This is a genomic window from Acidovorax sp., assembly GCF_046294525.1.
GTDB lineage: Bacteria > Pseudomonadota > Gammaproteobacteria > Burkholderiales > Burkholderiaceae_C > Acidovorax.
The window spans coordinates 44,411-65,690 of record NZ_JBKBKQ010000019.1 but is presented as its reverse complement, the minus strand read 5'-3'; the positions used below and the strand labels follow the sequence as shown (position 1 = coordinate 65,690).

18 protein-coding genes are annotated in these 21,280 nt (G+C 60.3%); 1 reads left to right on the top strand and 17 read right to left on the bottom strand.

Features of this window, described 5'->3' with window-relative positions; genetic code table 11:
• Positions 1-119: 119 nt before the first annotated feature.
• From ACK4HJ_RS16660 to ACK4HJ_RS16580, 17 genes are all read right to left on the bottom strand, one after another.
• Complete coding sequence (locus tag ACK4HJ_RS16660; protein WP_409833639.1) at positions 120-986, bottom strand: SAM-dependent methyltransferase; 867 nt, start codon at positions 984-986, stop codon at positions 120-122.
• 42 nt (positions 987-1,028) lie between these two features.
• Complete coding sequence (locus ACK4HJ_RS16655) at positions 1,029-1,925, bottom strand: class I SAM-dependent methyltransferase (RefSeq protein ID WP_409833637.1); 897 nt, start codon at positions 1,923-1,925, stop codon at positions 1,029-1,031.
• 152 nt (positions 1,926-2,077) lie between these two features.
• Complete coding sequence (locus tag ACK4HJ_RS16650) at positions 2,078-3,442, bottom strand: ABC transporter ATP-binding protein (RefSeq protein WP_409833635.1); 1,365 nt, start codon at positions 3,440-3,442, stop codon at positions 2,078-2,080.
• Positions 3,439-4,239, bottom strand: coding sequence for an ABC transporter permease (locus tag ACK4HJ_RS16645; protein ID WP_409833633.1), 801 nt, complete (start codon positions 4,237-4,239; stop codon positions 3,439-3,441). Before ACK4HJ_RS16645 ends, ACK4HJ_RS16650 begins: the two co-directional genes overlap by 4 nt.
• A gap of 238 nt (positions 4,240-4,477) precedes the next feature.
• Positions 4,478-5,254, bottom strand: coding sequence for a peptidylprolyl isomerase (locus tag ACK4HJ_RS16640; protein WP_409833631.1), 777 nt, complete (start codon positions 5,252-5,254; stop codon positions 4,478-4,480).
• A gap of 327 nt (positions 5,255-5,581) precedes the next feature.
• Positions 5,582-7,381: a cell surface protein gene (locus ACK4HJ_RS16635; RefSeq protein ID WP_409833629.1), complete on the bottom strand. Its 1,800-nt coding sequence runs from the start codon at positions 7,379-7,381 to the stop codon at positions 5,582-5,584.
• Positions 7,382-7,570: 189 nt separating this feature from the next.
• The gene (locus tag ACK4HJ_RS16630; protein WP_409833627.1) at positions 7,571-7,942 is read right to left on the bottom strand and encodes a hypothetical protein; all 372 of its coding nucleotides are present in this window, start codon (positions 7,940-7,942) and stop codon (positions 7,571-7,573) included.
• A gap of 276 nt (positions 7,943-8,218) precedes the next feature.
• Positions 8,219-10,621, bottom strand: a complete 2,403-nt coding sequence (gspD, locus tag ACK4HJ_RS16625) for a type II secretion system secretin GspD (RefSeq protein WP_409833626.1) — start codon at positions 10,619-10,621, stop codon at positions 8,219-8,221.
• Positions 10,622-11,377: 756 nt separating this feature from the next.
• Positions 11,378-11,938, bottom strand: coding sequence for a type II secretion system protein GspM (gene gspM, locus ACK4HJ_RS16620; RefSeq protein WP_409833624.1), 561 nt, complete (start codon positions 11,936-11,938; stop codon positions 11,378-11,380).
• An 8-nt stretch (positions 11,939-11,946) separates the two neighbouring features.
• Complete coding sequence (locus ACK4HJ_RS16615) at positions 11,947-12,879, bottom strand: PilN domain-containing protein (protein WP_409833622.1); 933 nt, start codon at positions 12,877-12,879, stop codon at positions 11,947-11,949.
• Between the two features lie 401 nt (positions 12,880-13,280).
• Positions 13,281-14,105 (bottom strand): general secretion pathway protein GspK, encoded by an 825-nt coding sequence (locus ACK4HJ_RS16610; RefSeq protein WP_409833620.1) that lies wholly within the window; start codon positions 14,103-14,105, stop codon positions 13,281-13,283.
• 64 nt (positions 14,106-14,169) lie between these two features.
• Positions 14,170-14,868: a type II secretion system protein J gene (locus ACK4HJ_RS16605; protein WP_409833618.1), complete on the bottom strand. Its 699-nt coding sequence runs from the start codon at positions 14,866-14,868 to the stop codon at positions 14,170-14,172.
• Positions 14,865-15,272 carry a prepilin-type N-terminal cleavage/methylation domain-containing protein gene (locus tag ACK4HJ_RS16600; RefSeq protein ID WP_409833616.1) on the bottom strand — a complete coding sequence of 136 codons (408 nt, stop codon included), beginning with the start codon at positions 15,270-15,272 and terminating at the stop codon, positions 14,865-14,867. Before ACK4HJ_RS16600 ends, ACK4HJ_RS16605 begins: the two co-directional genes overlap by 4 nt.
• Entirely contained in the window at positions 15,269-15,721 is a 453-nt protein-coding gene (locus tag ACK4HJ_RS16595; protein ID WP_409833614.1) for a Tfp pilus assembly protein FimT/FimU, read from the bottom strand. Before ACK4HJ_RS16595 ends, ACK4HJ_RS16600 begins: the two co-directional genes overlap by 4 nt.
• A 44-nt stretch (positions 15,722-15,765) precedes the next feature.
• A complete protein-coding gene (gene gspG / locus ACK4HJ_RS16590; protein WP_409833612.1) occupies positions 15,766-16,221 on the bottom strand; it encodes a type II secretion system major pseudopilin GspG in 456 nt (151 codons plus the stop codon).
• 27 nt (positions 16,222-16,248) lie between these two features.
• Positions 16,249-17,493, bottom strand: coding sequence for a type II secretion system F family protein (locus tag ACK4HJ_RS16585; RefSeq protein ID WP_409833610.1), 1,245 nt, complete (start codon positions 17,491-17,493; stop codon positions 16,249-16,251).
• Positions 17,486-19,210: a GspE/PulE family protein gene (locus ACK4HJ_RS16580; RefSeq protein ID WP_409833608.1), complete on the bottom strand. Its 1,725-nt coding sequence runs from the start codon at positions 19,208-19,210 to the stop codon at positions 17,486-17,488. Before ACK4HJ_RS16580 ends, ACK4HJ_RS16585 begins: the two co-directional genes overlap by 8 nt.
• Before the next feature lie 292 nt (positions 19,211-19,502).
• On the opposite strand from ACK4HJ_RS16580, the gene ACK4HJ_RS16575 reads away from it, so the two are divergent.
• On the top strand, positions 19,503-21,275 hold the full coding sequence (locus ACK4HJ_RS16575) for a hypothetical protein (protein ID WP_409833607.1): 1,773 nt from the start codon (positions 19,503-19,505) through the stop codon (positions 21,273-21,275).
• Positions 21,276-21,280 lie beyond the last annotated feature (5 nt).

Genomic DNA, 21,280 nt, shown 5'->3' with positions numbered 1-21,280 from the left:
GCCAGCGCATACCAGACAACCGCCCCACACTCAAAACGTCCTGAAAGCGCCGAGAAAAAGCGCAACAAGCTATGCTTTTAGGAGCATCTCCGCTTCAAATCAGGTCGTCCGATCGCGCACTACGTTTTTTGCAGCAGCAAAAAAATCTCGTTGGTTAGCAGAACTTCGTCGGCAAACTGGCTCTTCAGCGCCGCGGGAATGGGCATGTCCACATGCCGCCGTTCTTGCCGCGCTACCGCAAAACCCGCGTTCTGAGCAAACTCCACCAGCTCGTCTGCGGTCAGCCGGTTCAACGCCTGGTATTCCTTGAACACAAAACGCTTGTAGCCTTCCACGCCAAAGTCCGCAAATCCAAAATCTACCTCGGCAGCGTCGATGGGCCCGTGATGGTTTTGGATAATCGACCACAGCTCATCCTCACTGGCTAGCAGGTGATGCCAGGGCACATCGTCGTAACGGCGCAGGTGGGAGCCGAACGGCGAGAAGAAAAGCGGCTCAATCTGGATGAAAAAGTAGCCGCCCGGTCGCAAACAACTGTGAAGGTCAGCCAAGATGGGCGCGAGTTGGTCGCGCTGGACGTGTTCGAACGTGGACCAGCTCATGATGCCATCCACCAACGCGCGTTTGCCCGCTAACGGCGCACCGGGCGTGATGGTTTCAAACGTCAGGGCAGACGGTATGCGCCGCATTCCCAGTTGCTCCCGGGCTATGCGCGGCAGCTTGGTGTACTCGCGGCGAATGTCCACTCCGTGGATCGATGTGGCACCGTAGCGCAGCACCAAGGACAAGTCTGTAATGCCATCGCCGCAGCCAAAGTTCAAGAACCGCGCCGTGCGCACATCCAGCACGCTGCCTATCCATTGGTTCACTACGTCGGCTGCGTATTCAAAGTGGGCGCGAAACCACTCATCGCTGATAAGGCTAGCGTCCCACGGGGCCAGTCCCCACATGCGCTCTTGCAAGGCCAGCAGCCAGTTGCTTTTCATCTCAGCAGCTCCCATTCGTTGCGCACCGGTGTACTGGCATGCTCACAAGCTTTTGCGCAACACATAGGCATCCTGGTGGTTCCAGAAGTGCACCGGCGCCTTGTGTACCAGCGCATCGAGTCCCACGGTTTCGGCAATCCTTGCCAGCACAAAGGCCTCTGACGTGAAGGTCGTGCCGTACTCCTGCTCGTCGATGGCAGTCGATTCACTGGACGCCGCAAAGAAGTACCCCTCCTCGTCCAGTTGCACATGGTCAAAATCGGCCGCCTTGACGCCATGCGTGCTGAACACCAGCAAACCGCCGGGCGCTACAGCGTCGTACAAAACCTTGAGCCAACGCGACCACGTGGAGCGCGGCAGGTGGCTGAAGAGGGACAGCACGAACACCAGCTCATAGCGCGCCGGCCATTGCACGGCCTCCGGTGTACTGGCAGATAGAAACCCCTCAACGCCGAAAGTGCGGCGTGAAAACTCCACCGCACTGGGCACCACATCAGACACCACCACGCGCGAAGGTGCAAGCGCCTTCACCAGATGCCGTGTAAATCGCCCATGTCCGGCGGCAAACTCCAATACGCGCGGCGTTTTCAGCAAGGGCTGGTCCACAGCCTCCAGCAACACCATCAGTTCGGACAACGTGCGCCATCCATCAGCCAGATAGTCCCGCAGCGGGTTGCGGCTCGAATGGTGTCCGCGAAAGAATCCAAAGATGTCGTCGTGCTCGGAGATGGTGCAATCCAGCCCCATGACATTGTTGTAGGAGCCCACAAGCTTGTGCTCTTCGATGAGGGCATGCGCGGCCAACACCACATCGCGCTCATCGCGCGCGCGGGCGAGCACCTGGGCCGCACCGGTACGGTCACCACGCGCCAACAAGTCTTGCCCTTCTTGCAGGAGCAGCTGACCGGGCGATGGTGGGTTGTGAGGGGTTGCTGTCATTGTCGTGTGTTTGTCAGGCGAAGGGCTGATTATCGGGGGGGCGCATTGGCCCACTGCTTCATCCCCAGCGCGTCAACGTTTCGATATGCAGCGCCCGTCACCGCCGTGGAGACAGACGCAGCCCAACATGCAGGGCGATTTGGGGCCCGGCTTTAGCTCCAGCTGTGGGGAAGGCGCACCAGCCCAGGCAAGGGCTTGGGGAAAATAAACCGAAAATGCATGAACTGAAACCATTCGTCATACACAGCCAAGCCCGTCTCATCGAACAAAAACGCACTGATGACATAGTCGCCACTATGGAGCGGCAAGTCCGGGAACGTGAGAACCGATTGCCATGTGCCGTCCGCCAGCTGAACAGGCGCGGCGCCGTCCTCGTGCGTTGCAAGCGAAGTAATCCCGACACCTTTGGACTGTTCGATCATGAAACCAATGTGGGGCCGCTCTTCGCCCCGCCCGCGTGCGCGGATGGTCACCACCAAGTCCTGGCCCTGCAGCACGGGCGGATGGCCTTGCTGAGCCTCGGCCAAATGGGCCACATCTACCGACAAGATGCATGCGCTCCCGGCGGCAGCTCTGGCGTCACCGGGAGGTCCTTTTGACTCGACGGTCTTCTCAGCCTCGGCCTTGGCTGGCTCTGCGCCGGTAGGCGTCGCGCTGGCTGCAATGTCCGGCTCCACCTGTTCGGAGAGTGCCCCACCATTCTTTTCGAGATCTCGCTCGCGCGTGTGTACGTCGTACGCGGCCAGCACGGCTTCGGTGTTGCCAAACTGTTCCACCCGGCCACCTTTGAGCCACAGCGCACGGTCGCACAAGTGGCGAATGTGGTAAGGACTGTGCGAGCAAAACAAGATGGTGCAGCCGTTGTTGCGAAACGCGGTGATGCGCTCCACACACTTCTTCTGGAAATTCTGGTCGCCCACGGCGAGGGCTTCATCCACAATGAGCACGTCCGGCTGCACCGCGGTGACGAGTGCGAATGCCAGTCGCACGGTCATGCCGGACGAGTATGTTTTCACGGGCCTGTCCAGCGCCTCGCCCAGTTCGCAAAACTCAATGATCTCGGGCTCCAGCCGCGCCATTTCGTCGCGATGGATGCCAATGAGGCTGCCTGCAAAGTACAGATTGTCTCGGCCGCTGAAATCGGGGTGGAAGCCCGCCCCCAGTTCCAGAATTGCGGTGACCCGCCCTACCCGGTCGATACGGCCATGGCTGGGCTGCAAGGTGCCCGCCAGCAGCTTGAGCAAAGTGCTCTTGCCCGCGCCGTTGTCACCAATCACGCCAATGCACTCGCCGCGCTGCAGTTCAAACGACACGTCGTTCAGTGCCCAGTGGCTGCGGTGCGTGGCCTTGCCTGTGACAAGCGCCCTGAGCCGCGCGCGCGGTGTGGGGTATAGCTTGTACTCCTTGCCTACGTTTTGTACGCGCAGTACTGTATGCGCGGCCGCCGCATTGACAAGCCCTTGGTTAGAGTGGGAGCCCGGCGTGGCGCTTTGCACGTAGTCAGGGACCCCGTTCATAGCCAATCCACCAGTTGATCACGGCTGCGCTTCACGGCCACATTTAACAAAACCGCCGTCACAGCCAGCCAAGCCAAGGTCACGTACCACACACTGGCGGGTGGCCACGCGCCCTGGAGCAGGATCTGCTGGTAGCCCTGCACAAGCGCCGTCATGGGGTTGAGCCAAAGCACCCACCGCCAGTTTTCTGGAAATAGGCTGAGCGGAAACAAGATGGGCGACAAGTAGATGCCTACTGACAACAGAAAGTTGACCAGTTGTACCGTGTCCCGCAGGGCCGCCGCCAGCACCGCCAGCAAGTAGCCCAGCAGCAGGCACAACAGCAGTTGCAACAGCAGCAGCGCGCCCAAACCCAACAGCGCAGTGTTGAAACTGTGCAGGGGCGCATAGACCAGCGCCACAAGCAGCAGCAGGGGTCCATAGATGAGCGCGCTGGCCAAAACCGCCCTTGCGGTGAACAACACCGGCGGAAGCGGATTCTTCTGCAGCAGTCCTCCAGCCTCAATCAGGCTGTTCATGCCGCGTGCAACCGCGTCGCAGAAGGCCATCCAGGGCAGGGCGCCCACCACCAGAAAGGTGCCCACCGCCCGTGCGGGAGCACCCTCGCCCAGGCGCATCGCGAATACGATGTCGAACACCAGGTAGTAGGCAGCCACGGTCAACAGTGGCTGCAAATAGGGCCACAAGACTCCGGCTGCGGTGCCGGTGTGCCGCGCGGCCAACTCACGCCGGGTGAGCACCCAAACCAGCGCGCGCGCGCGCCAGAGGGCATTGGCTTCTTGAGAAAGGGTCACCATTGGGATCGTATTGGGGTGTTCAGCTCGGTGCGAAAGCCCCATCGGCATGACCGTTGCGTAGTCACCGCTTGCAAATCAAACGCTGCAGGTCCGCCGGGAGTTGATAGATATAGGTTGCAGGTGCAGCATCAGTAGCGATGCGCCCGCCAGAATTGCGGGCGCATCGCAGAGTGTCTCGCGTCAAATCAGCGTTCAGGCCCCTCACTAAGGTGGCCACCTATCGAGCCTCAACCCCGCTTCACTTTCCGGCAGATCCCGCCTGCTTGTAGCTTTCAGCAAATGCATTCACTGCATCCTGATTGACTTTGGCACTCTGCTGAATTTTCTCGGCTTCCGCGGCTCGGGCGTCCTGCGCGGCTTTGGTCCGTACTTCCTTGACGAGTTCGTCTTTTACCTCGTCAAAGCTGCGCAAACGTGGCGCACGCTTGTCGTTGAGCTTCAGAACGTGAAAACCGAACTGCGTCTGAACCAGGTCGCTCAAATCACCGGGCTTTTGTAGCGCAAAGGCCGCCGTTTCAAACGGGGGCACCATGCGACCTTTTCCGAAGAAACCCAAATCTCCGCCTTTGGCAGCACTGCCCGTATCGGCGGACCGTTCTTTGGCCAGCACTGCAAAGTCAGCGCCCTTCTTCAACTCGTCCAGCACCTGCTGGGCTTTGGCGCGCGACTCGGGGCTGTCGCCGCTGATCATGATGTGGCTCACGCTGACTTCTTCGCCAGCTTTGAACCGGTCCGGGTTCGCCCGGTAAATGTTGCGCGCCAGTCCTTCCAGCGCTGCATCGTCGGGCACGCTCTTTTTGTCAATGTATTCCAACATCGCGTCCGACAGGATCTTGTCGCGGGCCACTTTCAAGATGGCCTGGACCTGCGGGTCCTTGTCCAGCCCTTCCACCAAGGCCTTCTCTGCAAAAACCCGGCGCGCGTACAAATTGGAAGCGACCTGCAGCACAGTTTCGGGCTTTTGCAGCACCACTGAGCGCATTTCCGGCGGCATGCGCACGGAGTCGGCCTGCATGTCTTGCACCGTGATGGCGACAGACTGCCCTTCGATGAGGGCTTGTGATTTTGCAGGAGTCTGCTGGGCAGACGCACTGCTGGTTTGCGCATGCCCCCACCCCAAGGTGAACAGCGACGCAAAGATTGCTACGGCCACAGCGCGCATGGGTCGTGCAGCAACTTGGGTTTGCTTAACGGCGCAAGCAACTGCAGCGGCGTCAACGGGACGGCTTGAATAACGCATGGTGAAGGAGTTCATCGGTGATCAAGTGGTCTCAACAAATAAAAAAAGGCGGGGAAGCCCCCGCCTTTTTGGATCGCATTACTGCGATGAAGTGCCCACGAATTACTTCGTGAAGCGGTGCGGCCAGGTGATACCGTAGGTGCCCACGGTGCCAGCAGCAGCTTGGGGGTTCGTCAGCTTGATGAACGAAGCACCCAGGATTGGCAGACCAGCTTGCGAGGCGTAGCTCACAGCGTTGGCCGTGGCGCTAGTACCGGTCAAAGCATTGTCCGAACCCAGAGTGGTGTTAAACGAGTTGCCAACGCTCACCACGCTCCAACCGTTGGTGAAAGGACCAGCGTTTGTGCCAGCAGCCACGTTTTGACGTGCCACCGAAGCGCCCAGAACGGACATACCGGTGTCAGCAAAGCTCAGCACGCTGGTTTCGCCGCAGAAGCGGGTTTGTGTAGCGGTGCCTGGCGAGAACACTGCGCCGGACGTGCGCGACTGCTCTTCACGATCCCAGAAAGCTTGACCCGTGGAGTTCACGCAGATCAGGCCGCCTTCGACAGCGGTGTTCTGGGGAGCAAACCACACTTTGTAGCTAGCTGCCACTGCGGGGTTCACGCCAGGGAAGTTGGCGTTATCCGTCAGAGTGGTGTACAGGCGATAGCCTGCATCTGCTGTCGTGGTAGCAGCATAGTTTGCAGCCACGCTGTAACGGCGGGTGGGCATGGAAAACACCCAGTCCGTCTTGGCCGAGATCGAAGGATCGTTAGCGTACTGGTTCGTGATGGAGGTCACAGCCAGAGCCTTCGTCAGATTGAAAGCTTGCACGCGAGTATCGACCACAGCGGTAGCTGCAGCGTTCAGCGTGTAAGGCGTAGACATGTCAGGCAGGTCGTAGTTAGCGGCCTGGATGGCAGCGGTCGTAACGGCAGCATTAGCGTTGTTACGTGTGAACGCCACGCGGAACAGCGGATCAGACGAGTTGGCTTCGATCGAGGGAGCAGGCGAAGCGTTCTGCGGGAAATGCACGAAGTTACCGCGACCAGCGTCGGTACCACCAACGGTTTGCACAGCCGTCAGAGCGGTAGCAGCACCAGCGAACGTGGTCGATTGGGCCACATTGATGATGTACCAATCACCCATCAGACCAGTGGTAGGAGTATCCAGACCGTAGGCACGGGCTGCAGTTTCCGTGGTGATGTTGGCCAGCGAGGCGTTCAGAACAGAAGCCGTGCAAGGAGCGGTACCGTTCACGTGCTTGATAGCCGTGTACAGAGCCGACTTGGCGATACGGCCCGTGCCGTACATCGACAGACCATCGATGTCCGCCATGTTGAAGATTTCAACATAGCCTTCACGCGTTTGGTTAGGGATGTCACCAACCTTGGTGCTCAGACGATCAGTCACGAACGACTGGGCCACACCCTTGGTCAGCGCAGGCAACGTGCAGGTGCCGTCAGCGGTGGTCAGTTGAGCCACGCCATCAGCACCAGCCGTCACAGCAGCCGTCCACACGTCGCCGGGCGACATGAACACCTGGAAGTCCAGAATATCGTCAGAGTTGGCGGCGGAGCGGAAACGCACCTTGGCCAGCTTGCCGTGCACCGTGTCGGTGTTCACCACGTGCAGAACGGTCATATTGCCGTTTTGCGCGTTGAAGTAAGGAATCACCAGAGAGTGACCCGTACCACCTTGCGTTACCGACAGATCGACGGTGTTGGTAGGAGACAGCGACAGTTGAGCGTCAGTGTTTGGACCACCAGCTGCAGACCACTTACCGCCCACCAAGGTGTTCGTGGCATCGGGAGCGCCAGCAACACCTTGGCCTCGAACCACATCAGCAGAAGCGATGCCTGCAAAGCCCAGGCCACCAATCATGGCAGCAATGCTCAGGGCCAGAACATTTTTCTTCATATCAAGAACTCCAGTTAAAAAAGTTGGTAAGCGCAACTACCACGATTGATTACGCTAAGGGATGGTAGCACAGCGTTTCTGGGGGTTCCATAACGCTGCCACCGTAAAAAACCCGTTTGTTGAAGAAATGCAACACTGTTTGGTCTGTGGCGCAACTCCCTCCCTCAAGGGGTCATGGAGCACCATCTGTCAAAGGTCCTGATGGTGCCACCACTGGCCGTCCTCGAGCAGCCAGATCTCGTCAAGATACGTATCCACATTGCCCATCTTAAGGCCGGCGAGGGCAGGTGTAACGCTCAATTTGAGGCGCGCGACACACTTTTCTGGCTCGCATGTGACTTTGGTCACTTCCACGCCCTTCACGGCTGCAGCCGTACCAAACTGCAGACGGAACTGCTCCAGAGTGCGCACCTTGCGGTATGAGGGTGGCGTCAGTGCATACACCTTGTCGGTCTGCCCGGCCTGGCGGGCCTGCCAGTAGGCGGTGGCGCGCTTTTCTACGGCAGCTTCCGGAGTGGCAGGCGCCATGGTGGCGCATCCGGCCATCAGCAGTGCAGACATTGCCAAAGCGCCAGCACCCAGGCCGCGAGTTAGTGTTGTAGTAGGCATGTGATTCAAAGTTTCTCTGTATCTATATAGAAGAGCAATAGGAATATGCGCCTGAGCGCGGGTCACCCCAGCGCCCATGCGCACAGCGTTGCAGGTTGCTATTGCCACACACCCGCCCTTCCTTTCGGATGGGACGGCATTATGCTGGATGGCTCTCACCACTGACCCGCAGGGTTGCCCAACCCGACAACTGCACAGCACAGGGCAACACGGCGGGAGTGCAGAGGGTTACTGTAGCGCGGCAGGCACAACCTGGTGCGATGGAGACTCGGAGCCGGGTGTGTTGGTTCCGGTCCGTGGGTTGCCACTGTGCAGGCCCTTCAGGCCCTTGAGCCGGTCGCGCAGGTCTTCGCTGACTTCGCGGATGTCGATGTCTGTGCGTACTACGCGGGGTGTCAGGACCACCAGCAGTTCGGTGCGGGAGTTCTCTGACCGGTTAGTGCCAAAGAGTTTGCCAACCAGCGGCACATCTTGCAGCAAAGGTACCCCGGTTTTGCCCGTGGTGGTGTTGTCACGAATCAGGCCGCCCAGAACAATGGAATCACCCGAGCGCACCGCCACCTTGCTGCTGATCTGGCGCTGCAGAAAGGCGGGCTGGTTGTTAGCGCTTCCGCGGTTGTCACCTTTTTGGGTGACTGTTTGATCCACCTGCATTGTCACCAAATTGCCGGAATTCACCGAGGGGGTCACGGTGAGCCCAACACCTGTGTCCTTGTACTGGATGGTGTTAGTAGTGGTGTTGTTGGCGTTGTCGCTGGTGATCGTTGCCGTGGCGATGGGCTCCTGATCGCCAACAGCGATGGCAGCAGTGTGATTGTCCAGCACCATTAGCGATGGGCTCGAAATGACCTTGAGCTGGGACTTGTCCGCCAAGGCTTGAAGTACCGCTCGGGGACTGCCCCCCTTACTCAGTATGTAGGAGAAGCCCTGAGTGATACCTCCTAAAGAGCCCCCCTCCAATGCGCTAATTCTTCCACTGCCAGAAAAGCTGCTGCCCTCAGGTCCATCCTTAAAGAACCACTGGACACCATAGTTCAGGGTGTCGCCCAGCGTCACTTCCACAATGGTGGCTTCGATTAAAACCTGGGTGGGCGGCAGATCCAGACGCTTCAGGGTAGCCTCGATCTTGAGGTATTCAGCCCGGGTGCCCCAGACCAGAATTGCGTTGTTCAGCTCATCGGCCATCACGCGAATGTTGCCGATGGTCGCCACCATCGCCCCGGCTTGCTGGGTGCCTTGTTGGCCTTGCGCGCCCGCACCCAATTGACCCGTGGTCCGCCCGCCCAGGCCGCCCAGCGATGACCCCGTCGTACCCAATCCGGCGCCTGTTCGGTTGCCAAATGCGCCGCCTGTCAGTGAGCCTGTGTTGCCAAAGGCGTTAGGAACGCTGGGTTGGCCAAAAGTGTTGCCGGTGGCAGAAGTGAGGCCGGGCGCCACACCCGTGCCGCTGGTGGTGGATGTGCCGCCCAGCCCACCAAAAATGCCGCTGAGCACCGAGGCGAGATGGCGTGCATTGCCGTTTTGCACCTTGAAGATGTGGAGCTGCGCCTCGGCGCCGTTGTCACTGGGCTGATCCAGCCGTTCGATCCAGCGGCGGGCTTCCTCCAGGTAGGCCGCGCGGGGCGTCACGACGAGAATGCTGTTGAGCCGCTCGATCGGCATGATGCGGAGGGCGCCGAACAATGGGTTGCCTTCACCCAGCATGGCAGCCGCGCCTGATCCGGCGGCTCCGCCGGGCGCCTGGGTGCTGGCAGTCACCGCGCCACGGCCCGCAGGCTGCGGCGTGGCGGCAGCCTGCGCCGCGCCGCCACCGCCGCTGACAAGCGCCAACGCAGACTCCACCTCTTTGATGGACGCATGCTTGAGCGGGAACACGCCCACTGACATCCCCTTCAGGAGGTTGACGTCGAAGGTACTGACCATGTCGAGCCAGCCTTCGGCCTGGGTGCGTGTACCCACCAGCACCAGCAGGTTGCGCAGGTTATCCACGCGCACGATGGACTCGGCAGGCACCATGGGGCGCAGGATGGTGGCCATCTCGCCCGCCCCGATGTATTGAAGCGGAACCACAATGACTCCCTGCCCTGGCGGCAACGGATTGCCCCCCGCCAGACGGACCGTGCCGCCAATGCCGCGCAGTGCCTCCGTGCGGCCGACGTGGTAGGTGCCACGCGCGTCGCGCACCATTCCCAGGCCGTTCGCCTGCAGGGCGCTTTCCATCAGGAACGAGGCCTGATCGGGCGAAATGGGCGCACGCGTGGCCAGGGTTATGGAGCCTGAAAGCGGGGGATGAAGCACGTAGTCCACTTTGAGAATGTCACCCAGCACGGTGCGCACGACCTGGGCAACAGGCGCCTCCTCAAAGTTCAGTGACACCGGCGGCCCGTCCAGCTGCGGTGCAGGCTTGACGGCGCCGACCATTTGGTCGTTGCCGACGATGAGGCGCGGCTCATTGGTTGTAGTTGTAGTGCTCGTTGCGGTTGCACTACCGCTGGATGGTGCGGGCAATGTGGAGACCGCAGCAGAACCAGGGGCCTGCCCTGCAACCACGGGGCCGCCTTGCGTTTGCGCAGCAGCGAGCTGGCAAGAAGCAAGCGCGATGGCGGTGAGTGCGTGTTGGTATGGTGTCATGTCTGCGTCAGTTTTGTCTTTTGGATGTCTGCGGCATAGCGTGCTGCGGTTGCAGCCTGGGGGCTATGTACTCACATTGTTGAATCGCCACCACTCAGCGGCTACCTCCAAAGGTAGCCCTGCGCGGGTCGGGCGTAGGTCTGGGAGACGCCGAGCTTTGTCCGGCGCTCGCACCACCGTCGGGAGCGGGCGCAAGGACGGGTGGCTGGGCTGCTACCGGCGGCGCCACAGCAGACGGAGCCGGCTGCTGCGATGCGGGCATCCCCGTGTAGGTTGTCAGCGCCGCGCGTGGCATGGTCAAAGCCCGGGTCTGGCCACCGTTGGCAAAAGTTGCCGTGTTGCCGGACACAGACCGCAAAGTCCAGCCGCCATCGACGGATTCGTTGAGCCGCACCCGGCGATCCTTGCCTCCGATGTTCATGATCACGCCGCCGCCAGAGGGACTGCTGAACACGCCGAATATGCGCGCCGTGCTGAGGGTATCGACCGGCGGGGGTGCCTCCGGCGGGGGAGGAGGGGGTGGAGGCCGACGGGTCAGCATGAATAGCGGCCGGTCGAGCATGGCCACAAATTTGCTGGTGTCGACAGGCGCTGTGCCGGGCAGCGGAGGCAACATTTGCGCATAGTCTGCCTTATGGGCAGGTGGTACGTCCCATGTGCTGTTTTTTAACTGCGCAGCCGGCGTAAACCAAAGCCAGGCGAGCACAGCGAGCAATGCGAGGTTGACAGCGATAAGAATCAGTATGGCTGGACGCTTCATTTCTGCTCCCGCAGCACACTGAACCCAAAGCTCACAGCCAGCTTGGGCTGAAACTTGGGAGGGGTGTTGCCCAACCCACCCAGCACCTGCACTTCAAACTCGTCGACCACGATCAATGGCAGCTGGGTAGAAAAAACGGCCAGCGCACTCTGTATTGCCAGCCATTCGCCCTCGGCTCGCACCGTGATAGGGATACGCTCGTAGCCCTTAACGGCCTTAGGAGGGAGCACCTGGCTGCTGCTGATCTGCAGCCCTGCGGTGCTGAGAATCTCTCGCACGCGCTGCTGTGCAGCGTTGCCTGCCACAGTGGCATCTTGCGATGCGGGGTAAACGTAACGCGCCCTGGCATCTTTGGCTTGCGCCAGCACGGCCGTGATGTCGGCACGCTGTTCAGTCAGGCCCAGTAGGCGGGCATAGCGGGGCTCCAACTCGGCCAGCCGGGCTTGGGCCCACTGGTGCTTCTGAAACACGTAGAACCCGCCGGCCGCAAGCGGTGCTAGCAGCAGCGCAATCACTACCGCCAAAGCCGCCACTTCTCTTGTTTTGTGGTTTTGCATGAAGGGGCTCAGGGTTTTGCAGGCGCCGTTGGCGCAGTAGCGGGCGGGGTCGCAGCGGAATCTTTGGGCGGCGCAGGCCGGGTAGCCACACCACCAAAAGTAGCGCCCCCTCCAAATGTCGCTCCCCGTGCAGAAGGGGTTGCCGCAGGCGCCGCCGCGCTAGCAGTTGCGGTGGCGGGTGCGGTAGCAGTTGCGGCCGACGCAGCAGCGGCTGCAGCAGGCGCGGTCGCTGGCGCCGGCGCAGTCGATACAGAGGGCGCAGTTGCCACCGGCGCCGGTGGCGGTGGAGTGGTCTGCACACCAAAGTGCGCAGGGTCGAGCATGAACTCGATCATGAACGATTCTTTTTGCGCGCCGGGCATGCGGGTAGCCGCCGATGGAGCCCGCACGTCACGCAAGCCGGGCTGCTCGCCCAAGATTTTCATTAGCGCAGACGCATCTCCGGTCAGCCCCAAAATAGTGACCTTACTCCCTTGCAACTTGACTGTCTGCAGCGCCGTGTCGTCCGGAAGCGCCTGGGTCAGCCGGTCCATGAGCGTCAAAGGCTCGATGCGCCCGACAAGCACCTCAGCCAGTGAAGAAAGCTGCTCGACAGATTGCAGAAGCTCCTCGCGCTCGCGCACAGCGGGAGCGGCACGCTCCACAATACCTTCATAGGCTTGCACGGCCTGTATGGCCCGCAAGCGCAGCTGCGCCGTGGGGGTGACTGCAATGGCTGCCAACAACAGCAAGCTGGTGCACAGCAATCCATAACCCAAGTGCCGCCAACGCGCCGCCTGCCTGCTGCGCTGAGCCTCGCCAAAGCCGGCAAACACCAGTGGCGCGGCACCCTGGGCGCTGCGCACCCACACCTCGGGGTCGCCGGCATTGCGAAGACGATCAGCCTGGGTGTTTATGTACTGCTGGATCTGTCCGCGCGACGCCAGAGCGATTTCCACCATAAGGACGTCCTTGGAGGGCGCCTTCGTAGAGTAGCCCCAAGCGACTTGACCCGGTCCGAAGGGACTAGCGCTTTGGACGTCCAGCGCAACGGCTTTAGCAATATCTTGCGCAGCCATAGGAGGTAAGGTAAGTTGACGGCGCAGCACAATAGCTTCCGGCAACTCCAAAGCCACACAACTTGCGTAGCCCGCCTGCCGCCCAGGCTGCTTCAGCTCAGCGTCACCGCACCAGATGGACTGCGCCCCGTCGGCCTGGAGGAGTCGCACGGGCAAAGCGGGCGTGAGCCAAGCCAGCAGCGGCCATCGGTGTACGCCCCGCAACGCCTTCCGCATGTCATGCCCGACCGCCTGAAGATCAACGCCAAAGAAACTGGCGTCGGAAGAGATAGTTGGCATTGTGATTACTTGGCCACGGTACGTGACATGGGTTCAAAACTGCGTTCAGTGTGGAGCGTGCGCCACGGCAACCCGTCACGCGAGCTAAACCCCAAGTCCACGGTGCGGCTGATACGCATGTGCGTGCCATCTGACAACGGCACCATGGCGGACACGCGGTACCTGCGGGATGGCGATACACCAACGAAGGATGCCTCAAGTGAGGTGGTATCCACTCCTTGGGCGCCCTGGTCGCGCTCTTGGGCAATGCGCTCCGCAACACCCACGTTGCCATTAGCGAGTACGGTGAGCACGTCCAGCGGAGCCGCCATGGGGTTCACTCGCCCCCCGCTCGCCCGGGCGTAGACTGTCAAGAGCGGCGAAAGTCTAGCATAGAGGTCGTAATCAACCCCGGGCACCCGAAGCAGGTCTTCAGTGGCCTCAAAGCGCTCGGGCTGGTTGGTGGGGCCCGGTTTGGTCCGCGCTTCAATCGTGAGCTGCGAGAGCGCCTGGGCCGCGTCCGCAGATATACCGCCCGCAACTTCATACAGCCGAGCCAACAAAGCCTGAGGCGCGGCATTGAGATCGATCAAGCCATTGAGTGGCATGACGGAGACCGGCACTATCACGCCCCGATAGGCAATGTCCGCATGCTGGACGCGGGTAACGGGCACGGTGGTGCCAGAGATTTCCCAAAGCGCCAGGGCAATCGCCGCGTCTCCCGTAGCCTGCGCTACGACGCCTTGGCGAAACGAAGCAACGACGCCGATTTCATCCCTGGCAACGCGGCTGAAGCCGGTGACCAGAATGGACAGCGCTGCGACGACCCACAGCACAGCGATGAGCGCCATTCCTCGTGAGCGTGTGGCGTCAACGCCCGCCCTTGCGCTTACAGCCCATCGAGGACTCATTGAATCACCTCGCGCCACCGCCAAACACAGCTTCACCAGACGCGCCACCCAAGACGCCAGTAGGAGTAGGGCGAACAGGGATTACGAGATCCGGCAAGTTGCCGGAGGTGGTCTGCAGCGAAATCATGACGCGGTCGGGGAAAGCGTCCGTTGACTCCCATGTTGAACTCCACTGGGGCTGATCCACGACGGTATTCACGTAAAGTATGCGCAGCCCTGTAGCCTCGTGCACCAACAGACGGGTTTCGGCCTGCGACCAATCCGGCTGGGTTATTGCGCTTTCCCACGGCAGAAACTCCAGCATCAACCCCCTTGCCCCGTCAGACTCACCCAACGAGAGCCGAAAGAAAAACCGCCCTCCCACCCCATGGCGCGCAGGCATGATGCCCACCCAGGTCAAGGTATCAGACCGCCCCTCAAAGAAATACGGGAGCTGACCCACAGCGGTCGGAGTGTTGAGCTTGAAGGGATAAACGCGTCCCACGACCCCACGAAGGAATGCGGTGGATACACGCAACTCGTCTGCCTCCAGCAGCCTGCGGTCTACACGCTCCCCGGTCTGGGCGGTAGTACGCAGTGCCGAACCCATCCCCAGTGCAATGAGTGAAAGCAGTGCCATGACGACGAGGAGTTCAACCAGCGTAAACCCGCCGACAGCACCGGGAAGATGTACGGCGGAAGGCACAACGCAGAAGCGTCTCATCGGCCCCCTCCTCCCTGTGGCACTGGCTTGCGCTCAGGCATCAGCGTTTGCAACTCCAGGCTTTTCACGATCGCCCCCTCTTGCCAGCTGACGATGACTCCCACTTCATGAAGACGCGGCTTATCGGAACTTTCAATAGGAACCGCGTAAGGGGCACTTGCCACACGCCACGAATAGCCCGCCGTTTCGCCAGCATCCTGCCAACCGCCAGGGCCGACAGAGTCCCGCATGGCCAGAACAGACTCAGCCACCATCGAGGCTCGCTGATTCTGCTCGGCAACTCCTACAGCACGGGCGCTGGAACCACTGGCCCGGTAAAGCATCCCCAAAGAGAGCGCCATGATGACAAATGCCACCAGCAGTTCCAGGAGGGAAAAACCGCGTTGGCGCAACGCAGCAGTCATTGAGCAAGCGCCTCCTGCGTAACCCGCCCGGACAGCCAGTCCACCCGAAGCCGAGTGCCCCCGCCTCCATCCTGGCGCAGCACGTCAATACTCCCGCCTGTTGCTCCTCCATCGGGCAGAAAGCGGATTGCTGCAACTCCGCCAGGGCCAAGTTCCGCTCCAGCCACGGTCGCCCGAACAGTCAACGAGTTGGGCAGCAGAGTTTCTGTGCGGCCCTGGACCCCAAAACTGCGCTGCTGAAGATTTACGCCGAATCGGGTCTCAGAACGCGTAAGGACGGCTTGCTGCCTTGCAACTCGCAACTCCGACAGCATGGTCCGCAAGACATTTCGGTATTGCGCGGTGTCGCGCATCTTTTGGTACGCAATGGGTGTAATGCTGATGAGCAACGCCATGATGGCAAAAACCACCAGCAATTCAACGAGCGTGAATCCGCTCTCACGCCGCATACCTACGCTCTATCCGCAGAAAAATGGGGGGCTCAGCACAACACTCAGGGAGTATTGCGGATGTCGGCGTTTTCGCCGTCCCCTCCAGGGGCCCCGTCTGCTCCAAGAGACAAGATTTCGATGCCTCCATTCGCGCCAGGGTTGGCGTACTTGTAAGCACGCCCCCAAGGATCAGTGGGCACCCCGCCCTTGAGATAAGGCCCCGTCCAACCATTGACGTTGCCAGGACGTTTCACCAGAGCCTCCAAGCCCTCTTCAGATGTCGGGTAGCGACCGATATCGAGCTTGAAAAGCTCCAGCGACTTGTCGAGATCGGCAATCTGAACCGCAGCGGTTTTGGACTTGGCGCCACCCAGCTGATTCAACACTCTAGGACCCACCAAGCCTGCCAGCAAAGTCAGGATGGCTAGGACAACGAGCAATTCGATCAACGTAAAACCCCCGGTACGGCGAGATCGGACTGACACTGCCGTAACGTGGGAAGCGGAGGTACTCACCATGTGTGGTGTTCCTTGGTCAAACAAAAATTATACGGCGAGGTCGTTGATGGACAGTATGCCGAGAAGAATCGACACGATGATGGCAGCGATCAGCACCCCCAACACGAGGATGAGCGCAGGCTCCACCAGCGTGAGCAGTCTCTTGATCCCGGTTTCCACCTCGCGGTTCAATATGTTTGCGAGTTCAAGCATCATGGGACCGATGCGACCCGTTTCCTCCCCCACCCGGATCAGGTTGATGGCCAGGGGTTCAAAAATGCCCGTAGCCGAGATGGCGTGAACCACCTTGCCCCCCTCCTTGACGATGGGCCCCACTTTGCCGAGCGCCTGCTGCAAAACGATGTTGCCAACGGTTTCGGTTGCAATATGCAACGCCGTGAGCATAGGCACGCCGTTACCCAGCAAGGTGCCTAGCGAGCGGGAGAACAAGGTGAGCTGATATTTCAGCGCAAGCGGCCCCATCAATGGGAGACGCAAAATGCGGGCTTGCCACCAATTTCGACCTCTAGGCGATCTGAACCAGCGCAACACAAGTACGCCCAGCGCAAAAATCCCGACACCCATCACCAAGCCATAGCTGGTAAACGCCTGTCCCATGGTCATGACCATGCGGGTGGGCAGCGGCAAGGCATCGCCCATGTCCGTAAAAAGCTTTTCGAACTGCGGCACCACAAACCCGAGCATGGCGATGAGAGACAACACGGCAACGCCCAGCAAAATGGCCGGGTAAATGGTTGCGGAAATTACGCTTTCGCGCAATGAGCGCTGCCGCTCCATATGCTCCACCAAGCGATCCAGCACAGCAGACATCTGACCGCTAGCTTCTCCGGATCGAACCATGTTGATATAGAAATCACCAAACAGCTCGTGGCGTTGAGCGAGCGCTCTGCTGAGTGGCGTGCCCCCCTTTACCGCCTCCAGCGTCGATTGCACCAAAGCTGCCACGCTGGGTTTGTGGCTCATGTCAATCAACACCCGCAAGGCGTTGTCCAAAGCCAGGCCGGCGCGAAGCATGATGGCCAATTCGGACGTCAACGCGAGGACATCTGCAGAGTTGACGGGGCCTTTGTCGACCCGACCAGTTTTGCGGCCAAGCTGCAAGGCGGTGGCACCTTTGAGGCCAGCTCCAGCGCCTTGGACCTCGTCCACCGCCAGGGGTGTCAATCCCCGGTCTCTTAGTTGCTTAACAACCGCAGCCGCAGCAGGCGCCGCCATGCGCCCCTCCTGAATCTGACCGGTGCCAGAGGCAGCTCGCCACGCAAATTCAAGCATCGGTCTGGTCCTGCGTCACACGGGCCAGCTCGTCCAGCGTCGTCACCCCCGAGGCGACTTTGCGCAAGCCGTCTTCATAGAGGCTGAGCATGCCGGCCTGAGCTGCGATGGCATTCAACGCATTGGCGTCCCGGCCTTCAATGATGGCCCGCCGCATACGCTCATCAAGCGCCAACAATTCATGAATTCCCGTTCGCCCTCTGTACCCAGACTGGCGGCACTGGAGGCATCCCACAGCCCGGTAGACCACCTGCCCTGGCTGAGTGAACCGCCCCAATCCGGTGCGCTGCAAAATTTCGTCATCCGGGTGATAGGGCTCCTTGCAATGCGTACACAGCGTGCGGACGAGCCGCTGGGCAAGCACCCCATTCACCGCGGAAGTGATGAGATAGCGCTCGACGCCCATATCCTGCATGCGGATCACAGCGCCAGCGGCCGTATTGGTATGCAAGGTGGAGAGCACCAAGTGCCCAGTCAGAGCAGACTGCACCGCAATCTGCGCGGTCTCCCCGTCGCGCATTTCGCCGATCATGATGATGTCCGGATCCTGGCGGAGGATGGAGCGTAAGGCGTTCGCGAACGTCAGATTGATCTGCGTATGCACCTGTATCTGATTAATCCCGTCGAGTTGGTACTCCACCGGGTCTTCCACCGTAATGATCTTTTGCTCGGACGCGTCGATCTTGGCAAGGGCCGCATAGAGGGTGGTGGTTTTGCCAGACCCCGTGGGCCCAGTCACAAGCAAAATTCCGTGAGGCTTGGCGAGCAAAGCATTGAAGCGCGCCAAGGTATCGGCCTCGAACCCCATCTTCTCCAGCTCAAGCCGCACACTGGCGCGATCCAACACCCGCATGACAACGCTCTCGCCATGTACGGTGGGGACCGTCGAAACCCGCAAATCGAGTTCACGGCCTTTGACGCGTGTCTTGATGCGCCCATCTTGCGGCAATCGCCGCTCTGCAATGTCCAGATGCGCAAGCAGCTTGACACGGGAGCTGACAGCCGCGCTCAACCGCGGCGGCACGAGTTCGCCCGGATGGATCACACCGTCCACCCGGTAGCGCACATGCAGGCCATCGTCGAACGGTTCCAGATGGATATCCGATGCGCGCAGATCGATCACACGGCCGATGATGGAGTTGACCAACCGGATGACCGGGGCTTCGCTGGCGAGATCCTTGAGATGCTCGACAAAGTCTCCGCTGTCCAGTCCGTCTCCAAAACCATCTTCATCATCGCTGGCCTCCTCGACGGGCTCGGCCAACGCTTTCTCGATATCGGACTCCAGCGCTAGGTGCGGGCGGATGGAGAGACCGGTGGCCAACCCTAGCGCCTTGACAACAAAGGCATCCTGAGGAACCGCCATCGCTACGTCCAGACGCCCCTCTTCGACCCGCAGTGGGTAAAGGGCATTGGCCTGCAGGAACTCTGGCAGCAGCCCCTCGACTTCAGGCATCAACTCAGGGAATCTGTCCGCAGGAACCAGAGGGATGCCCAACTGCCCCGCCAAGGCGGTGGCGACATCCGACTCGGAGACCAAACCCAGCCGAACCAGAACCTGCCCCAACATCCCCCCCATTTCCTGCTGCGCAGAGACCGCCCTGTCCAAGTCCCGCGCGCTCAGCTTGCCGGCTTGTACCAGCAGTTCACCGATACGCGGCCGGAACGCAGGCTCTTGGCGCTCCCTGTCGGCGGCCGAAAGTGTTTGAATGGTCATGGATACTCAGATACGACACGCGAAGCTGGGAAAATACATTGCCAGCCATAGACTTTTTGCCACGGAAGTGGCGAGGGCAAGAGTGTAGCCGGGAGCTGGTTTTTGCGAGGCCGGAGCACCGATGCATACGCCTCCACCGACGTCCACCCCGTACTTCATGAACTCTCTCTCAAAGAATTCGACAATTTTCACGGCTTGGGCGATGGCATCTGTGCTGGTTCTTGCGGGCGGATGGGGCGGTTTCGCTCTGCTGTCCCGTCTGTCCCCCACAGATATGCCAAGCAGGGGCCCCATGCTTCTCGCACCCATGGTTGCGGTGGTCGACTCGTGCATCCTGCTGCCGACAAGCCCATCGCCCGCGGCCAGCGCTGACTCCAACGCCCTCGCAGAATCTTGCACCGGACCGGAGGGCTCGGCAGCCCAACTGGTGGAATCAACGCTTGCTCGCATGGAGCCGCGCGACAAACACGCCACGCGCAAGCCGATGGGTTACACCCTGCCAGCGCCGCTGTTGCAGCTTTTTAAAAGCGGTGCCGATGGCTGGGCGATAGACATTGAGAGAGTTCAGCGTGTGGTGCGAACCATCCGCGACACTGATCGCCCCGTGGTTCTGTATTTGTTTGCCACGCACTTTGCGACGGATGCCCCGTTGGAGCAACAGCTTGCAAAAGACGCCACAAACCTAGCACAAACGCGAGACGGGCCCATGGCCCAGGGTCGCTACTACGACTCCGCCATCCATCACTGGACCTTCGCGACCACACAAACGGAATTGACGGCGCGGCGTGTGCAAGCTGCGGAGGCGCTTCTAGCAGAGACATGTCTGCTACCGGAAGCAGACCGAACAAAGATACAAGGCATTACCCTACTGGGCGAACTTCACCACCTGTTTCCGGATTTTGAGGCCGGCATGGGTTTTAACGCCCCCTACCGAGTGACAGACTACAGCGAGGCGTCTCGCACCGGGTTCAGGGCCTTTCTCAGAAATGAATTCCAGCGGATCGACCAACTGAACCGGGTTCTGGGCTCTGAGTTCGTCGCGTTCGAGGACATTGAACCTCCCACGCGCGACATTCGGGCGGAGCCTCTGACACGGTATACAGACCATATCGATGCCTTTGCGCATGGCACATTTCCTGTATCCGGCTGGGCATACTCCAAAAAGGATGCGCACGCTCGGCCGGCATATGTGCATGTCTACCTGAACGGGAAATTCGCAGGCAAAACCCCAGTAGATAAGAGCCGGCAAGACGTGCTTGCAGCGAAACCGGAATTTGGCACCGCCAATACCGGGTGGCGGTTGAACCTGGATTTCCGCCCGCTAAGCACAGGTGTGCACAAGGTGGATGTGTTTCTTGAGTCTAGGCCCGGGCAACTGACGCTTCTGGGATCACGAGAGATCGCGGTCATGGACAAAACGCAGTCTCCACCTCTCCGGCAGACACGGGTCTCAATGCCGCCGCATGACCAGCTCCGAGATGGCTCGGTGCAAGCGCACATCGACCAACCCGTTGATCAAGCTTCCTATTACTACAACCCGCTCGTGCCACTTTGGCATGCCTTCCGAGGCCGGCAGGTGGCTGACTACCTGAAGTTTATGGACCAGGTCGTAGCAAGGTCCTGCCTGTCTGCCACGCCACGCTACACCCACCAGATCATCCCATTCACCAACCCGAGCTGGGATGAGAACAAGTTCGCTATCGACGCCTCGCTCAGCGCAAAGAGCATGGGCAATATTCGACTGGGTGTGAGCCTGTACGGCGAAGCCTCCTATGGCGCGTCATTTGCGAAGTGGTATAGCACCACCGGACACCGCCGCTACGGTATTACAGAGTTTCACCCCCTGAAGGCCATGAGCGGCCACGATCTCGGGCAAACCTTGGATCAACATGCCCAACGAGGCGCCGATTTCTTGTCCTTCTTTGTAGAGCCCTACTGGCTGGGACGGCTGGTAACTCGGAGCCACAATCTTTTTTCTTTCGACCCCAGCAACGCCCAATTTGGTTCAGACAGGCTCTACCAAGCCGTTAAGAACCACTTGGTAACACCCGAAACTCATCGCTAAGACGG

Bases quoted from the DNA above. Each gene is read 5' to 3' on its own strand.
- ACK4HJ_RS16600 (WP_409833616.1), bottom strand. From the start codon at position 15,272: ATGACTGCTGCGTTGCGCCAACGCGGTTTTTCCCTCCTGGAACTGCTG.
- ACK4HJ_RS16645 (WP_409833633.1), bottom strand. From the start codon at position 4,239: ATGGTGACCCTTTCTCAAGAAGCCAATGCCCTCTGGCGCGCGCGCGCG.
- ACK4HJ_RS16615 (WP_409833622.1), bottom strand. From the start codon at position 12,879: ATGGTGGAAATCGCTCTGGCGTCGCGCGGACAGATCCAGCAGTACATA.
- ACK4HJ_RS16655 (WP_409833637.1), bottom strand. From the start codon at position 1,925: ATGACAGCAACCCCTCACAACCCACCATCGCCCGGTCAGCTGCTCCTG.
- ACK4HJ_RS16650 (WP_409833635.1), bottom strand. From the start codon at position 3,442: ATGAACGGGGTCCCTGACTACGTGCAAAGCGCCACGCCGGGCTCCCAC.
- ACK4HJ_RS16610 (WP_409833620.1), bottom strand. From the start codon at position 14,105: ATGGCGCTCATCGCTGTGCTGTGGGTCGTCGCAGCGCTGTCCATTCTG.
- gspD (WP_409833626.1), bottom strand. From the start codon at position 10,621: ATGACACCATACCAACACGCACTCACCGCCATCGCGCTTGCTTCTTGC.
- ACK4HJ_RS16660 (WP_409833639.1), bottom strand. From the start codon at position 986: ATGAAAAGCAACTGGCTGCTGGCCTTGCAAGAGCGCATGTGGGGACTG.
- gspG (WP_409833612.1), bottom strand. From the start codon at position 16,221: ATGGTGAGTACCTCCGCTTCCCACGTTACGGCAGTGTCAGTCCGATCT.
- gspM (WP_409833624.1), bottom strand. From the start codon at position 11,938: ATGCAAAACCACAAAACAAGAGAAGTGGCGGCTTTGGCGGTAGTGATT.
- ACK4HJ_RS16575 (WP_409833607.1), top strand. From the start codon at position 19,503: ATGCTTCTCGCACCCATGGTTGCGGTGGTCGACTCGTGCATCCTGCTG.
- ACK4HJ_RS16580 (WP_409833608.1), bottom strand. From the start codon at position 19,210: ATGACCATTCAAACACTTTCGGCCGCCGACAGGGAGCGCCAAGAGCCT.
- ACK4HJ_RS16640 (WP_409833631.1), bottom strand. From the start codon at position 5,254: ATGCAGGCCGACTCCGTGCGCATGCCGCCGGAAATGCGCTCAGTGGTG.
- ACK4HJ_RS16585 (WP_409833610.1), bottom strand. From the start codon at position 17,493: ATGCTTGAATTTGCGTGGCGAGCTGCCTCTGGCACCGGTCAGATTCAG.
- ACK4HJ_RS16605 (WP_409833618.1), bottom strand. From the start codon at position 14,868: ATGAGACGCTTCTGCGTTGTGCCTTCCGCCGTACATCTTCCCGGTGCT.
- ACK4HJ_RS16595 (WP_409833614.1), bottom strand. From the start codon at position 15,721: ATGCGGCGTGAGAGCGGATTCACGCTCGTTGAATTGCTGGTGGTTTTT.
- ACK4HJ_RS16635 (WP_409833629.1), bottom strand. From the start codon at position 7,381: ATGAAGAAAAATGTTCTGGCCCTGAGCATTGCTGCCATGATTGGTGGC.
- ACK4HJ_RS16630 (WP_409833627.1), bottom strand. From the start codon at position 7,942: ATGTCTGCACTGCTGATGGCCGGATGCGCCACCATGGCGCCTGCCACT.